Raw genomic sequence first — 13,876 nt, 5'->3', positions numbered from 1 at the left:
CCCTCCCCCACGGCGGGCGCCGGAGATCTCGAAGGGACGGGGACCAGGGCCGGGGATCTCGGAGGGCTGGTCCGTCCCGGAGTCACCGCGGCGGCGGGACCGGGCTCTCGACGGGACGGACCACGTGATCACCCGTCCCGCTCTCCGGTCCCGGGCGCTGGCGCGCCACCCGGCCGGCGGCATCTCGACCGTCCCCGTAGAACTCCTGGACGGCGGACGGATGATCTCATCCCTCATCTGGAAGGTGAAAACCCCCCACGTCAGCAAAGACGCCAAATCCCACGCGAAAGGATGCTTCGCTCCCAAGATTTTCTTTCCGCCCCGGACCCTCACGTAGAGTCGGGGGTATGGACAAGGTGGTCAAGAGCGACGCCGAGTGGCGCGTCCAACTTTCTCCCGAAGAGTTCCACGTGCTTCGCGAGGCGGGCACCGAGCGCCCCTTCACCGGGGAGTACGTCGACACCAAGACCGTGGGCGTCTACAGCTGCCGCGCCTGCGGGGCGGAGCTGTTCCGGTCGGAGACCAAGTTCGACAGCCACTGCGGCTGGCCCAGCTTCTACGAGCCCTCCTCCTCGGACGCGGTCACCCTGCTCGAGGACCGCTCCCTGGGGATGGTCCGCGTCGAGGTCCGCTGCGCCCGCTGCGACTCCCACCTCGGTCACGTCTTCCACGGCGAGGGCTACGCCACCCCCACCGACGACCGCTACTGCATCAACTCCGTCTCGCTGAGACTGGAGCCCGCCGGCTGACCACCGGCCCGCGTCCCGCCGGTCCCGGCGGTCCCGGCGGGACGTGCGCGGCCATGGGGGCACTCCTCGACCCCTACGACGGGGGAGCACACACTAGTAGAGTTCATCACATACGGTGCGTGAGGATCTCCGCAACGTGACCTTTCTTTCGAGGAGTCCCCGTGCATCTCCGGCATCGGTGGGAGATCATCGAGACCATCGGCAGGGTGATCACTCAACGCTGCACGGTGTGCGGGAAGACCCGCGTCCGCGTGAAGTGAGTCCTGGGAACGCTCCAAAAGGGCACGTCCACGACCGCCTTGCGGGGACCGGTCAATCTCCCGGCTCGGGGTGGGTGACCTGGCAGGTGGAGTCGTCGGGGCCCAGCACGTTGGCCAGGATGGGGTTGCCGTTCTCGCCGAACTCCGCCTGGACGAAGATCACGGGGTTCTCCACCCCGAGCCCCTCGAGATATTCGCGGCCGGTCTCGCACAGCTCCAGCGCCTGCTCGGAGTTGTCCGCCGACTCCGGCATGTCAGTATATATCCGGAGATAGCCGCCGACCGTGCGGATGTCCTTGATCCGTTTGGCCGCCTTGTTCCGCTGGAAGTAGGCCACCGCCTTGGCGTCGGTGTGCCGGGACGGCCCCGACGCCTTGCTCTCCTGGGCCGACTGGCCCTCCCGCCGCTCTTCGCCGCCGGTGGCCCCGCCCGTGGGCGCGGCGCCGCCGGACGCCTCGGACACGGTGTCGCCGGAGGCCTCGGGGACTCCCCCGCCGGCTCCGGAGGGACCCGCGGGCCCCTCCGCCGGGCCGTCCTGCCGCGGGGAGACTCCCACGGCCACGGTGCCGCCCGTCACCGGATCGGCGCCGAACACCGACCCGCCGACGAGGGCCGCGACCGCCACCGCCGCGGCTCCGACCGACGCCTCGAACACCCACGGCCGCGTCTTCTTCCGCCGGGTGCCCCTGTGCCGCCTGGAACGCGCCAAACCTTCGCCCCTCGTCACCGCTCGCCTCGCAGACAGGTGATTTTCCCTGAGTATGGCAAACATTTGACGCGGCGCCGGGGGTTTTCGCGCAGGTCGCTACGGCAGAACGGCGATGAGCTCCCGTACGGGCTTGCGGATGCCGGTGTAGAAGGGAATCTCCTCCCGGGTGTGTCGCCGGGCCTCGGCCCCGCGCAGCGTGCGCATGAGGTCGACGATGCGGTGCAGCTCGTCGGCCTCGAAGGCGAGCATCCACTCGTAGTCGTTCAGGGCGAAGCAGGCGACCGTGTTGGCCCGCACGTCGGGGTAGTCGCGGGCCATCATGCCGTGCTCGGCGAGCATCCGGCGGCGGTCGGCGTCGTCCAGGAGGTACCACTCCAGGGAGCGGACGAACGGATAGACGCTCACGTAGCCGCGGGGCTCCTCCTCGGCCAGGAATGCCGGGATGTGCGACTTGTTGAACTCCGCCGGGCGGTGCAGCGCCATCGCCGACCAGACCGGCTCGGTCAGCCGGCCCAGGCCGGTGCGGCGGAAGCGGGAGTAGGCCTCCTGGAGGTCCTCCGCCGTCGGCGCGTGCCACCAGAACATGAAGTCGGCGTCGGCGCGGAAGCCGGCCACGTCGTACAGGCCGCGGGTGACGACGTCCTTCTCGGCCAGCTGGGCCAGGAGGTCCTCGACCTCGTCGGCCAGCCCCTCCCGGTTGCCCGGGCAGTTGTCACGCAGCTTGAAGACCGACCACATCGTGTAGCGGATGACCTGGTTCAGGTCACGCGCCTTGGGCCGCGGGTTCGCGTCCGTCGTTCTCACCCTTTCGCCAGCGAGTCAGCTGAATCGGAATCGGTTTTCCTGTGCCATTGTCTCGTGGGATCCAGGTGGTCCAGGATCCGGGCCGCCGCCGTACGGGCGGTGGCGATGCAGGCGGGGACGCCCAGGCCGTCGTAGGCGGCGCCGCACACGGCCAGGCCCGGCTGGGCGGCCACCGCGGCGCGGACGCGGGCGATCCGGTCGAGGTGGCCCACGTTGTACTGGGGCAGGGAGCCTCCCCAGCGGGTCACCCGGGAGTCGCGGGGCAGCCCGCGCACGCCGACCACCTCGGCCATCTCGGCCATGGCCAGGGCGACCAGCTCGGCGTCGTCGCGCTGGAGCAGCGCCTCCTCGCCGATCCGGCCGATCGAGCAGCGCAGCACGACCAGGTCGGGATCGGCCTCGGCCAGGTGCGGCCACTTGAGCGAGCTGAAGGTGGCGGCTTTGATCGCGCGCCCGTCGACGGGCGGGACCAGGTAGCCGCTGCCGGCCGGAAGCGAGGGGAAGGCCGCGCGCGGGTAGGCGAGCGTCACGACCGCCATGCTGGCGTACTCGATCCGGTTCAGCTCGGCCGCCGCCGCGGGCACCTCCTCGGCCAGCAGCCGGCCGGCCGCGGGGGCGGGCACGGCGACGATCACCGCGTCCGCCTCGATGACCTCCGGCTCGGGCACCGGCCCGGCGACCAGCCGCCATCCGTGCTCGGTGCGGCGCATCTCGCGGACCATCACCCCGGTCCTGATCTCCGCGCCGGAGGCGGCGGCCACGGCCTCGGGCAGGCTCCCCATGCCGCGCCGCAGGGTGGCGAAGACGGGCCCGGCGTCCTTGGGCGCCTCCGCGGCGATCTTCCGGGCGGCGGAGAGCAGGGAGCGTTCGGCACGGGCCGCGGCGGCGATCCGCGGCATGGTCGCGTCCAGGGAGAGCGCCTCGGCCCGGCCGGCGTAGACGCCGCCCAGCATCGGCTCGATCAGCCGGTCCACCACCTCGCCGCCCATCCGGGCGCGCACGTAGGCCGCCACCGAGACGTCGGTGGTGATGAGCGTGGCCGGCAGGATCTGGTCCAGCGGCACGCGCGACAGGCCGCCGGGGCTGAGGATGCCCGAGGAGGCCAGCGCGGTCAGGTCGGACGGCACGCCCATGACCTGTCCCTTGGGCATGGGCCGCAGGGTGCCCCTGGTCAGGATGCTCGCCTGGGAGGTGCCGGGATGGCGCAGCTCCTCTCCGAGCCCCACCGCCCTGGCCAGGTCCTTGCCCTCGGGCCGCCGTACGAGCATCGCCTCGGCCCCCGCGTCGACGGGGATGCCGGCGACCTCACCGGCGTGGAGCTTGCCGCCGACCCGGCCTGCGCCGTCCAGGACGGTCACCCGGACGCTCTCGTCGCCCTGCCGCAGGTACCAGGCGGCGGCCAGTCCGGCGATCCCGCCGCCGACGACCACGACATGGCTGCGCTTGCCTTCCATGACTCCAGACCGTACCTCCCCCCGTGGGCGCCCGTGTTCCCGGCCGCCGCCGTGACCTCACGGCGCGCAGAACGTGACGGCATCGTGACGGGCCGCGTCAAACCGCACCCGCCGAAAGTCCGTCTTCTGGGCATGAGCAGATTTCGGTACGGCCCGCGGCTGGCGATCGCCATCGCGGGGCTGGCGGTGCTGGTGTCCGCCTGCGGGAGCGCGGACACCCAGAACAGCTCGGACGCACCCGCGGCGCCGGCCGCGGGAGAGTTCGACTCACAGGGAGGCGACGCGGGCGGCGCCGAGAACGCCGCGCCGCAGGCGACCTCGGCCCCGAAGCGGGAGGAGTCCACCGGGCAGGTCGAGCGGGTCGAGGCGGTCCCGACCGACCGGGCCATCGTCTACACCGCCAACATGACCGTCCGCGTCACGGACGTCGTGTCCTCCGCCGACAAGGCCAAGCAGATCGTGGTCTCGGCGGGCGGCTATCTCGCCCAGGAGAAGTCGGACGCCTACGAGGGCGGCAGCGCCTCCTCCACGCTGGTCTTCAAGGTCCCGCCCACGGGCTACTCCGGTGTCGTGGGACGGCTCGGCAAGGAGCTGGGCAAGCAGGAGTCGATCCAGCAGAGCACCGAGGACGTCACCGAGGAGGTCGCCGACGTCGAGAGCCGGCTGAAGTCGGCGCAGTCGGCGCTGGACTCGCTGCGCACGCTGCTGAAGCAGGCCAAGACGATCGGCCAGGTGCTCGAGGTCGAGCGGGAGATCGCCAACCGCGAGGCGGAGCTGGAGTCCCTGCAGGCCCGGCAGAAGAAGCTGGCCTCGCTGACCAGCATGGCGACGCTGACGCTGAACCTGATCGGGCCGGCGGCCGAGGTGCCCGCGCCGCCGGAGGAGGAGCCCGGCGGCTTCCTCGGCGGCCTGGCGGCGGGGTGGAAGGCCTTCGTCACCGCGCTCAAGGTCGCCCTGACGGTCCTGGGCGCGCTGCTGCCCTGGCTGCTGGTGATCGTGCCGGTCTGGCTGGCGCTGTACTGGGTGCTGCGCCGCCGCGGGCGCAACCGCCAGGTGCCGCCCGGCCCGGCCCGCGGCCCGCTGCCGCATCCGGGCCCGCCCCCGCCCGGGGGTCAGGACCCGGACGCACCGGGTCAGGCCGGGACCGGCGAGCCCGCGCAGCCGAGCGCGGCGGGCCCCCGGGTCCCCTCGTAGGCCCCCGGGTCCCCGTGCGCCGAGGGGCCGCGCCGCCGGGCGCGGGCACGGGGCCCGGAGCCACAGAGGAGATCAGCTACCGAGAAGGCCGGCCGCGGAGAGGATCAGAGGTCCGGGCCGATGTCAGCGGGCGGAGGAGTCGTGGACGAAGTCGGTGAGGCGGGCGAGCTGGTCGGGGTCGGTCCCGGGCAGCACCCCGTGGCCGAGGTTGAAGATGTGACCCTCCGCCTTGGCGCCCCTGGTCAGGATGTCGGCCGCGCGGCGCTCGACGGCCTCCCAGGGGGCGAGCAGGATCGCCGGGTCGAGGTTGCCCTGCAGCGCCTTGCCGGGACCGATCCGGCGGGCGGCCTCGTCGAGGGGGACGCGCCAGTCGACGCCGACCACGTCGGCGCCCGCCTCACCGAGCAGGCCGAGCAGCTCGCCGGTGCCGACGCCGAAGTGGATGCGCGGGACGTCGAGGTCGGCCAGGCCGGCGAAGATCCGGCTGGTGTAGGGCATGACGAACTCGCGGTAGTCGTCGGGCGCGACGGCGCCGACCCAGGAGTCGAAGAGCTGGACCGCCGAGGCGCCGGCCGCGACCTGGATGCGCAGGAAGCCGAGGGTGATCTCGGTCAGCCGGTCCATCAGGGCGTGCCACAGCTGCGGCTCGCCGTACATCATGGCCTTGGTGTGGTCGTGGTTCTTGGACGGGCCGCCCTCGATGAGATAGGAGGCGAGCGTGAACGGCGCCCCCGCGAAGCCGATGAGCGGCGTCGCTCCCAGCTCCCCGGTGAGGGCCCCGATCGCCTCGGTGACGTAGGAGACGTCGTCGGGCTCGATCGGGCGCAGCGTCTCGACCGCGGCGGTGTCCCTGATCGGGGAGGCCACCACCGGGCCGACGCCGGGCTTGATGTCGAGGTCGATCCCGATCGCCTTGAGCGGCACCACGATGTCGCTGAAGAAGATGGCCGCGTCCACTCCGTAGCGGCGGACCGGCTGCATCGTGATCTCCACGATCAGGTCCGGGGTGGCGCAGGCGGTGAGCATCGGCACCCCGCCGCGCACGGCCCGGTATTCGGGCAGGGAGCGGCCGGCCTGTCGCATGAACCACACCGGCGTGCGGGAGACGGGCTGGCGGCGGCAGGCGCGCAGGAACGGGGAGTCGGCAAGCTCGGGATTCACCCTCCCAGGGTGCCATGCCGGGGTACCGGTCCGTGCATCACGGGCGCGAGTGCGCATCCCGCGTCCTCAGTCCGCGCGAGCTGTACGGAAATCACCGGTTATGAGGTGACACCAGCAAGGAGAAGGCATAGACCGCGTCAAAGCAGACTGTCGTTATGGTTCCTCCGGTTTGGGGGCTTAGGTCACCTCTGCCCGTCCCGATCCGAGCCGTCTCTCCACCCGAACCCTGGCGGATCGGACACGAAGCGATCATGTTTCCGGGTACAGTTTCTCCCATCCGCGGGCCCGGGCCGGCCCCCGGCTGGTCCAAATGTTCGCCAAATCACCGCGCGGCATCGATTCCGGCACCACTTTCGGGACACGCCGAGCACGTTGCGCGGAATTGTCGGCGCGACGTGCCAACGTCGGACCACGACCCGACGAAAGGCCGTGCGATGACCACGATGTGGAATTCACCCGAACACCGCGGTGAGCACTGTGTCTCCTGCGCCGCTGATCGGGTTTTCGAGCAGCCTCCCTGCCTGGACGGACACGAGGCCGGGGAGTGCCCCGAGTGGGCCTGCGCCGAGTGCGGTCACGCGCTGCTCCTCGGGTTCCCGGGCGGCGAGGACGCGGCCTTCCGGTCGATGGCGTCGGTTTGATCGGCTCCGATGGCTCCTTCGCACACCCCAGTGGTCCCCATGCACTCGATTTCGACCTACCCTTCCGATATGACCCTCGGTGACGCGCCGCCTGCCCCCGCCGTCTTCCGGCGTGCGGTGGCCAGCCTGCGTCCGGCGGAGGTCAGGCCGGAGATCGAGCTGGAGGACATCCCCGCGCCGCAGCGCCTGGCCCCCTACTCGGCCGCCATCGGCGCCTCGGTCTACCGCGACGACGACGAGCTCGCGGTCGGCCGCCTCATCGTCCTGTTCGACCCGGACGGCCAGCGCGGCTGGGACGGCCAGTTCCGCCTGGTCGCCTACGTCCGGGCGGACATGGAACCCGAGATCACCGAGGACCCGCTGCTCGGACCGGTCGCCTGGAGCTGGCTCACCGAGGCGCTCGAGGCCCACGACGCCGGTTACGCCGCCGCGGGCGGCACCGTCACCAGGGCGGTCTCCGAGGGCTTCGGCAACAAGGCCGAGGACCCGGTGACCACGGAGCTGGAGCTGCGCGCCTCCTGGTCGCCCCTGGACGAGGACCTGTCCGGGCACGTCTCCGCCTGGTGCGACCTGATGTGCCTCGCCGCGGGAATCCCGCCCCTGCCACCCGGCGTGGCGACCCTGCCGCCGCGCCGTCGCGAAGATCCGGAGCCCTTCAGAACGTGACCGACGAGACGACCATCGTTCCACTGCTGGAACCCAGGGAGGGCATCCCGCCCGTCATCGGTGACCCGGCCGGCCTGGCAGAGGTCGTGCGGGCCTTCTCGGCGGGCACCGGCCCCGTCGCCGTGGACGCCGAGCGGGCCTCCGGTTACCGCTACAGCGGCCGGGCCTACCTCGTGCAGCTGCGGCGCGCCGGCGCGGGCAGCGCGCTGATCGACCCGATCGGCTGCCCCGACCTGTCGGAGCTGGACGCCGCGCTGGCCGACGCCGAGGTCGTGCTGCACGCCGCCTCCCAGGACCTGCCCTGCCTGGCGGAGCTGGGCTTCCGCCCCCGGCGGTTGTTCGACACCGAGCTGGCCGGCCGGCTGCTCGGCTACGAGCGGGTGGGGCTCGGCATGATGGTCGAGAACGTTCTCGGGTTCCGGCTGGAGAAGGGCCACTCGGCCGCCGACTGGTCCACCCGGCCGCTGCCCGAGGACTGGCTGCGCTACGCCGCGCTCGACGTCGAGGTCCTGGTCGAGCTGCGCGACAGGCTCCACGAGGAGCTGGAGGCCAGCGGGAAGCTGCCGTGGGCGCACGAGGAGTTCGCCTGGGTGCTGGCGCACCGGACGCCGCCCCCGCGTTCCGACCCCTGGCGGCGCACCTCCGGCATCCACAAGGTCCGCTCGGCGCGCGGGCTGGCCGTGGTCCGGGAGCTGTGGACGCTCCGCGACAGCCTCGCCCGCGAGGCCGACCTGGCACCGGGCCGGATGCTGCCCGACTCCGCGATCGTCGCCGCCGCCCTGGAGCTGCCCCGCACCACCAAGGCCCTGACCGAGATCGCCCCGTTCACCGGGCGCAGCGCCCGCCGCCACCTGCGCGACTGGCTGGCCGCGGTCAACACCGCCCGCACGCTGCCGGAGTCCCGGCTCCCCCAGCCCGGCGCCCCGGGCGAGGGCCCGCCCCCCGCCAACCGCTGGATGGACCGCGATCCGGTGGCCGCCCGGCGGCTCGCGGCGGCCAGGACCGTGGTGGCCGCCCTCGCCGACGAGCACCACATGCCGACCGAGAACCTCCTGCAGCCGGACGCCGTACGCCGCCTGACCTGGGAGCCGCCCCCGGTCATCGACGACGGGACCGTCGCGGCCCGGCTGCGCGAGCTGGGCGCCCGCGAGTGGCAGATCGCCCTGACCGCCCACCCGGTGGCCAGGGCCCTGACCCGCCTGGAGACCAAGGGCGAGATCTGACGGGACCCGCCGGGTCAGCGGGCCGCCTCCCGGCCCCGGACCCGGCGGGCGTGCAGGAGCACCAGGATCGCGGCGACGCCGTAGGCCAGGCTGAACCATCCCGGGGAGACGCCCTCGGGCGGCATCAGCCGGATGCCGCCCTCCAGGAATCCCATGTAGAAGTCCTCCTGAACGCGTGCGATCTCCTCCGGTGAGTGCGACGGCTCGGGGCTCGGGGTCACGGGACTCAGGAGCGGCTCGGTGAGGAGAACGCCGATCACGGCGACGACGGCCAGCACCGAGACGGCGACGCGCCGGATCCGGCGGCCCCCCGTCACGGCGAGCGCCACCACCACGACCATCAGGCCGAGCCCGACCAGCCGGTCGGCGACGGCCCACGGTACCGCCCCGGTCCAGTCGAGGAGGGCGGCGTACAGCCAGGACGACGGCTCGCCGATCCAGGTGGCCCGGTCCGTGGCGAGGTTGACCGCGGACGGCAGCGCGGTGACGGCCACCGCCGCCGCCGGCAGCGCGTGCCGCCGGAGCCTCGCCCCCGCCGGTTCACCCGGAACACCGTCCCAGGCGTCCGGTCCACCTACCAGGCCCGCGAGCAGCACGCATCCCCCGATCGCCCCGTAGAGCGGCATCACGGCCCAGGCGTCCAGCGGCTCCGCCGGGCAGTACGGGAACGTCAGCGCCGGGGAGAAGCCGTAGGCGACCGCCGCCGCGAAGGCCGCACCGGCTCCGGTCCTGATCACGATCCTGTGCCCGCGCGGCCCGGCCCGCCGCGCGGCGAGCGCCAGTCCGGCCAGGAGCGGCGGGAGCAGCGCGGCCGACGCGAGGAACGCCAGGAACGGAATCGCCGCCGCCCCCACCGAGCCCATGCCCGGCACCTCCGCCCCCCGGAGAGAGCAGATCCCGAAGTGGGGGACGCCCGAGCCGATCAGCGTGTACGGCAGCGCGGCCAGCAGGATCGCGGCGATCCACCAGAAACGCGCGGAGCGGTCGGACATGCGCCATCCCAATCACTCGGGGCCTTGAGGTCGTCGGGTGAGGACTCCGCACGGGAGCCCGACGAGGAGCGTGCGCTTCCCACCGAATGATCTCCTCATCCGGGGCCCCCGGAGTAATCGGCCGTGCCCGCCGGCGCCAGGCGGCGGAGCCCGCGGTTCCTCGCCGGGCCCGTGTCCGCCGAACCGGCCCTGCCCTCCCCCGATCTTTTATCCGACGCGGCGCAGGTGGGCGGCGAGCTCTCCCAAGTGGGTGATCGACAGCTCGCCGTCCAGGCCGCGCAGGGCGGCGACCGGCATGCCCGCCGCCCGGCCCGCGGCGATCCCCGGAGCGGAGTCCTCGACGGCCAGGCACGCGGCGGGGTCGACGCCGAGTTCGGCCGCCGCCATGAGATAGCCCTCCGGGTCGGGCTTGCCGACCGCGACATCGTCCAGGGAGACGACGAACGGCGCGGTGACGCCGGCGGCGGCGAGCCGGGCCTTGGCCAGCCTGGCGCCGGAGCCGGTGACGACCGCCCACGGGATGGCGCGCTCGGCCAGGACGGCGAGGAGCTCCCCGGCGCCCTGCGCGGCCACGACACCGTCGAGGTCGGTGCACTCCAGGTCGAGCAGGAGCTGCGCGGCGTCGGCGACCTCCTCCTCGGAGAGCCACGGAGCCAGGCGGCGGATCGAGGTGGGGGCGGGATATCCGTGGACGCCGGCGACCACCTCCTCCTCCGGCAGGCCGTACCGCACGGCCCAGGTCCGCCAGCAGCGCTCGACCGCGCTGTCGGAGTCGACCAGGGTGCCGTCCATGTCGAGCAGGACGGCGCGCACGCCCTCCAGCACGCCGGGCGCTTCCTCACTTCGGATCGGCACGCTCATCGTCCCCTCGCCTCGCGGATCTCCGGTCTCCAGCATGCCTGCCGCCTCTCCTCTATTATGATCGCCTCACGAGCATAATCGCGGCGGGAAAGTTGACACAATCCCCTTTCATGAGAGCCGGTGAAGTCGGGCGGGCACGCGCCCTCCAGGTGCGGGGGATGCTCGACGTGCTGCGGCACGTCCACCTCCACCCGCAGACGACCCGCGCCGAGCTCGCCCGCGACCTCGGCCTGAGCCGGGGCTCGGCGGCGGAGATCCTGGCGCGGCTGCGCGCGCTCGACCTGGTCGAGGAGACCGCCGCCGAACCCACCGGGGCCCGCGGGCGGCCCACCCGCACGGTGCGCCGCCACGAGCGGGGACCGGTGGTGGCGGCGGTGGACGTCTCCTACGAGTCCTGGCGGCTCGCGGTGGCCCACCTGGGCGGCGGGCTCGAACCCCTGCGGCGCGAACGGTACGGCGGGCAGCCCGCCGAGGACGTCCTGGCGCGCATCTCGCAGGCCCTCCGCGAGGCCCGGACCGCCTTCGGGCCCCGCCTTCGGGCGGTCGGGGTCTCCATGCCGGGCACGGTCAGCGGGGGCCGCCTGGTGGAGTCGGCCACCATCGGCTGGCGGGACGTCGAGGTCGCCGAGCGGCTGCGGATCGCCCCGGTCCCCGTCGTGATCGGCAACGACGCCACGATGGCCGGGGTCGCCGAGGCCCGCCGGGGCGCCGCGACCGGGGCCGACGTGGCCCTCCACGTGGCCGTGGAGGTGGGGGTCGGCGGCGTGGTGCTCGAACACGGGCGCGCCACCACCGGCAGCACCGGCGCGGGCGGCGAGTTCGGGCACCTGCCCTTCGGCGACCCGGACCGCCCCTGCCCGTGCGGCGCGCACGGGTGCTGGGACCTCGAAGTCGACGGCCGGGCACTGGCGCGCATCCTCGGCGCCCCGCCCCCGGCCGCCCCGCGCAGCGCCGCCGACGCCGTCCTGCGGCGGGCCGGCGAGGGCGACCCCGCGGCCCTGGCGGCGGTCGACCGGGTGGCGCGCAACCTCGGGCGCGGCATCGGCGGCCTGGTCAACGCGCTGGACCCGCGGATCGTGACGCTCTCCGGGGTGGCCGCCGCGCTCCTGGACCAGGCGGGGGACTCCGTCCGCGCCGCCTACCTGTCGGGGCTCATGCGCTTCCGCCGCCACGACCCGCCACCGTTGATCCGCGCCGCCTTCCCCCGGGACGGCAGCCTCCGCGGGGCGGCCGAGCTCGCCTTCGACACCGTGCTGTCGGAGGCCGGGCTCGACTCCTGGAGAGCGGACGTACGGCCCGCGGACGCACGACCCGCGCCGGAGACCGCCTGAGAGCACGCGCCCGGGAACGGAACCCGTGAGCGGGTGGCCGGCTCAGGACTGCGGCGCCCGCCGGCGCTGCAGGTGCTTGAGGACGACGAACAGGACGGTGGCCCCGGCCGCGGCCGCCGCGCAGACCATCGGCGACAGGGGGGTGAGAGTGGCCAGGACGAGGAACATGACGGGCCCGAAGCTCAGAGTGTCGAGCAGGGGATGCTCACGGCCCCAGACCATGAACCGGTCCCACGCGAGCAGGCCGATCGCCAGCGAGCCGTACACGACTCCCGCGAGGACGCCCATGAGCGGACCGCGTTCGTCGCTCATCTGCAGAGTCGCCAGCAGTGCGATCGGGATGCCGAGAGCGCGGAGCCAGATCGGCGGTTTCTCCCAGAACGACCGCTGGTCCCGGGTTGCCGGCTGATCAGGATGCGTCATGGGGCCTCCTTTTTGAGGGAGCGGGCCCGCGACGGGCCGGAGTGACCCGTGACCCCGGTCCCGCTCGCCCAACAGATAGCCCACACCCCTTGCGGAGCGCTTTCAGCCGTGTGTCCCCGGCGGGCGTCCTCCGATGTCGGCGCGGGTCAGAGGCCGGCGCCCGGTCAGCCCGCCTCGCCCAGGGCCTTGGCTATCTCCTCGGAGGTGAGGCGGCGTGAGCTGACGTAGTACAGCACGGCCCCCGGCGGGAGCGTGGACTGCCAGTCGGGGTTCACCAGCAGCTCGCCGCCGGCGCGGGCGGCCAGCACGGTGGCGCCGCACATCCGGCCGAGCGCGATCTGGCAGCGCTCGACCCGCACCGGGCCCAGCGACCCGGGCAGCCGCGCCGAGTAGGTGTTCGCGCCGCCGTGGGTCATCAGGTCGGTGTAGACCTCGGTGATCCCGGGATCCTTCAGCTCCTCGGTGATCATGTGAGGGGTGTGCCACTGGACGCAGCGCACCGCCTCGTCGACGTAGCGCAGGTGCGGGGCCCGGCTCAGGTCGCGCAGCGCGACGACCAGGTGGGCGCCCTCGGCGACGTGGTCGGCGGTCAGCGCGACGGCCAGCGCCTCGTTGTCGTCGCGGGCGTCGACGAGCACGCTGTGCGCCCGCTGCACCCCGGCCCGGCGCAGCACCTCCTCCGAGGTCAGGTCGCCGCGCACGAACGTGACGTCGCGATCCGGCATGGGATGGGCCGAGACCTCCTCCCAGGCGCACAGGACGATCTCACACGGATCGTCGGCGATCAGCTCGTCCACGATCCGCTCGGTCCGGCCCGGGGTGTACCCGAGCAGCACGATGTGGCCGGCGCCGTCGGCCGTGACGGAACCCTGCATCCGCCGTCCCTTCGATCGTTCCAGCACCGATGCGAGCTTGGTGAAGAGCGTCGTCAGCGCCGCGATGCCGCCGACGATGACGTACACGCCGACGACGTGGCCCGCCGCCGACTCCGGATAGAGGTCGCCGTAACCCACGGTCGCGGCGGTGACCATGAAGTACCACCAGTAGTTGCCGGGCTCGACGATCTCGCTGCCCGCGGGCTCGGCGAGCGCCATCAGCGGCCAGCTCGTCAGATAGACGAAGCCGAGCACGGCGACGGGCGACCACCACGTCCCCAGCAGCCTGAACCGGGCCAGCAGGCGGGCGATGAAGATCGGCACGTTTCCCCCCTGCGGTGCGGCGGCGTCCGGTCCTTCACCAGGTTGAACCGTATGAACAACCACGATACGGACGTCACCCGCAGATCCACACGATCCGCCACGCGGACATCTTCCCGGGCGCACACGGTACGGCGCCCGCCGCCCGCGTGGCCCGTTCCACAACCACCTGCCGGACGGGAGCTTGCCTGGTCGTCGCGCCTGCCGTACGG

The 13,876-nt window shown here is 73.2% G+C and carries 13 protein-coding genes; 5 read left to right on the top strand and 8 right to left on the bottom strand.

Annotated features, from left to right (window positions below; genetic code table 11):
- Positions 1 to 347 precede the first annotated feature (347 nt).
- Positions 348 to 749 (top strand): peptide-methionine (R)-S-oxide reductase MsrB, encoded by a 402-nt coding sequence (gene msrB, locus Psi01_RS06820; protein ID WP_204063071.1) that lies wholly within the window; start codon positions 348 to 350, stop codon positions 747 to 749.
- 312 nt (positions 750 to 1,061) lie between these two features.
- On the opposite strand, the gene Psi01_RS06815 is transcribed toward msrB, so the two are convergent.
- The 3 genes from Psi01_RS06815 to hemG all read right to left on the bottom strand — a co-directional run bounded on the left by Psi01_RS06815 (position 1,062) and on the right by hemG (position 3,976).
- Entirely contained in the window at positions 1,062 to 1,664 is a 603-nt protein-coding gene (locus Psi01_RS06815) for a hypothetical protein (RefSeq protein ID WP_204063070.1), read from the bottom strand.
- 150 nt (positions 1,665 to 1,814) lie between these two features.
- Entirely contained in the window at positions 1,815 to 2,522 is a 708-nt protein-coding gene (hemQ, locus tag Psi01_RS06810; RefSeq protein WP_373872468.1) for a hydrogen peroxide-dependent heme synthase, read from the bottom strand.
- Complete coding sequence (gene hemG, locus Psi01_RS06805; protein ID WP_204063069.1) at positions 2,519 to 3,976, bottom strand: protoporphyrinogen oxidase; 1,458 nt, start codon at positions 3,974 to 3,976, stop codon at positions 2,519 to 2,521. The genes hemQ and hemG overlap by 4 nt, the downstream gene beginning before the upstream one ends.
- A gap of 132 nt (positions 3,977 to 4,108) precedes the next feature.
- Between hemG and Psi01_RS06800 the strand changes: the two genes are divergently transcribed.
- Entirely contained in the window at positions 4,109 to 5,170 is a 1,062-nt protein-coding gene (locus tag Psi01_RS06800) for a DUF4349 domain-containing protein (RefSeq protein WP_204063068.1), read from the top strand.
- 123 nt (positions 5,171 to 5,293) lie between these two features.
- Here Psi01_RS06800 and hemE read toward each other — a convergent pair whose 3' ends face one another.
- On the bottom strand, positions 5,294 to 6,331 hold the full coding sequence (hemE, locus tag Psi01_RS06795; protein ID WP_204063067.1) for a uroporphyrinogen decarboxylase: 1,038 nt from the start codon (positions 6,329 to 6,331) through the stop codon (positions 5,294 to 5,296).
- Between the two features lie 710 nt (positions 6,332 to 7,041).
- Here hemE and Psi01_RS06790 point away from each other — a divergent pair.
- Both Psi01_RS06790 and Psi01_RS06785 read left to right on the top strand, forming a co-directional pair.
- Entirely contained in the window at positions 7,042 to 7,638 is a 597-nt protein-coding gene (locus Psi01_RS06790; RefSeq protein WP_204063066.1) for a DUF3000 domain-containing protein, read from the top strand.
- Positions 7,635 to 8,861: a ribonuclease D gene (locus tag Psi01_RS06785; RefSeq protein ID WP_204063065.1), complete on the top strand. Its 1,227-nt coding sequence runs from the start codon at positions 7,635 to 7,637 to the stop codon at positions 8,859 to 8,861. The genes Psi01_RS06790 and Psi01_RS06785 overlap by 4 nt, the downstream gene beginning before the upstream one ends.
- Positions 8,862 to 8,875: 14 nt before the next feature.
- Here Psi01_RS06785 and Psi01_RS06780 read toward each other — a convergent pair whose 3' ends face one another.
- Both Psi01_RS06780 and Psi01_RS06775 read right to left on the bottom strand, forming a co-directional pair.
- Complete coding sequence (locus tag Psi01_RS06780; protein ID WP_204063064.1) at positions 8,876 to 9,853, bottom strand: hypothetical protein; 978 nt, start codon at positions 9,851 to 9,853, stop codon at positions 8,876 to 8,878.
- Between the two features lie 207 nt (positions 9,854 to 10,060).
- Positions 10,061 to 10,750, bottom strand: a complete 690-nt coding sequence (locus Psi01_RS06775; RefSeq protein WP_204063063.1) for an HAD-IA family hydrolase — start codon at positions 10,748 to 10,750, stop codon at positions 10,061 to 10,063.
- A gap of 74 nt (positions 10,751 to 10,824) precedes the next feature.
- Between Psi01_RS06775 and Psi01_RS06770 the strand changes: the two genes are divergently transcribed.
- Entirely contained in the window at positions 10,825 to 12,045 is a 1,221-nt protein-coding gene (locus Psi01_RS06770; protein WP_204063062.1) for an ROK family transcriptional regulator, read from the top strand.
- A gap of 42 nt (positions 12,046 to 12,087) precedes the next feature.
- Here the strand turns inward: Psi01_RS06770 and Psi01_RS06765 are convergent, their stop codons facing one another.
- Both Psi01_RS06765 and Psi01_RS06760 read right to left on the bottom strand, forming a co-directional pair.
- Positions 12,088 to 12,468 (bottom strand): hypothetical protein, encoded by a 381-nt coding sequence (locus Psi01_RS06765; protein WP_204063061.1) that lies wholly within the window; start codon positions 12,466 to 12,468, stop codon positions 12,088 to 12,090.
- Between the two features lie 164 nt (positions 12,469 to 12,632).
- On the bottom strand, positions 12,633 to 13,667 hold the full coding sequence (locus Psi01_RS06760; protein WP_204063060.1) for an ion channel: 1,035 nt from the start codon (positions 13,665 to 13,667) through the stop codon (positions 12,633 to 12,635).
- Positions 13,668 to 13,876: the final 209 nt, after the last annotated feature.

This window comes from Paraplanobispora siamensis (assembly GCF_016863175.1).
Classification (GTDB): Bacteria; Actinomycetota; Actinomycetes; order Streptosporangiales; family Streptosporangiaceae; genus Planobispora; species Planobispora siamensis.
This window is presented reverse-complemented; position numbering and strand designations above follow the sequence as displayed.

Excerpts from the sequence above, each read along its gene's own strand:
- msrB (WP_204063071.1), top strand. The coding sequence starts at position 348 with ATGGACAAGGTGGTCAAGAGCGACGCCGAGTGGCGCGTCCAACTTTCT.
- hemG (WP_204063069.1), bottom strand. The coding sequence starts at position 3,976 with ATGGAAGGCAAGCGCAGCCATGTCGTGGTCGTCGGCGGCGGGATCGCC.
- Psi01_RS06800 (WP_204063068.1), top strand. The coding sequence starts at position 4,109 with ATGAGCAGATTTCGGTACGGCCCGCGGCTGGCGATCGCCATCGCGGGG.
- Psi01_RS06790 (WP_204063066.1), top strand. The coding sequence starts at position 7,042 with ATGACCCTCGGTGACGCGCCGCCTGCCCCCGCCGTCTTCCGGCGTGCG.
- Psi01_RS06780 (WP_204063064.1), bottom strand. The coding sequence starts at position 9,853 with ATGTCCGACCGCTCCGCGCGTTTCTGGTGGATCGCCGCGATCCTGCTG.
- Psi01_RS06775 (WP_204063063.1), bottom strand. The coding sequence starts at position 10,750 with ATGCTGGAGACCGGAGATCCGCGAGGCGAGGGGACGATGAGCGTGCCG.
- Psi01_RS06770 (WP_204063062.1), top strand. The coding sequence starts at position 10,825 with ATGAGAGCCGGTGAAGTCGGGCGGGCACGCGCCCTCCAGGTGCGGGGG.
- Psi01_RS06765 (WP_204063061.1), bottom strand. The coding sequence starts at position 12,468 with ATGACGCATCCTGATCAGCCGGCAACCCGGGACCAGCGGTCGTTCTGG.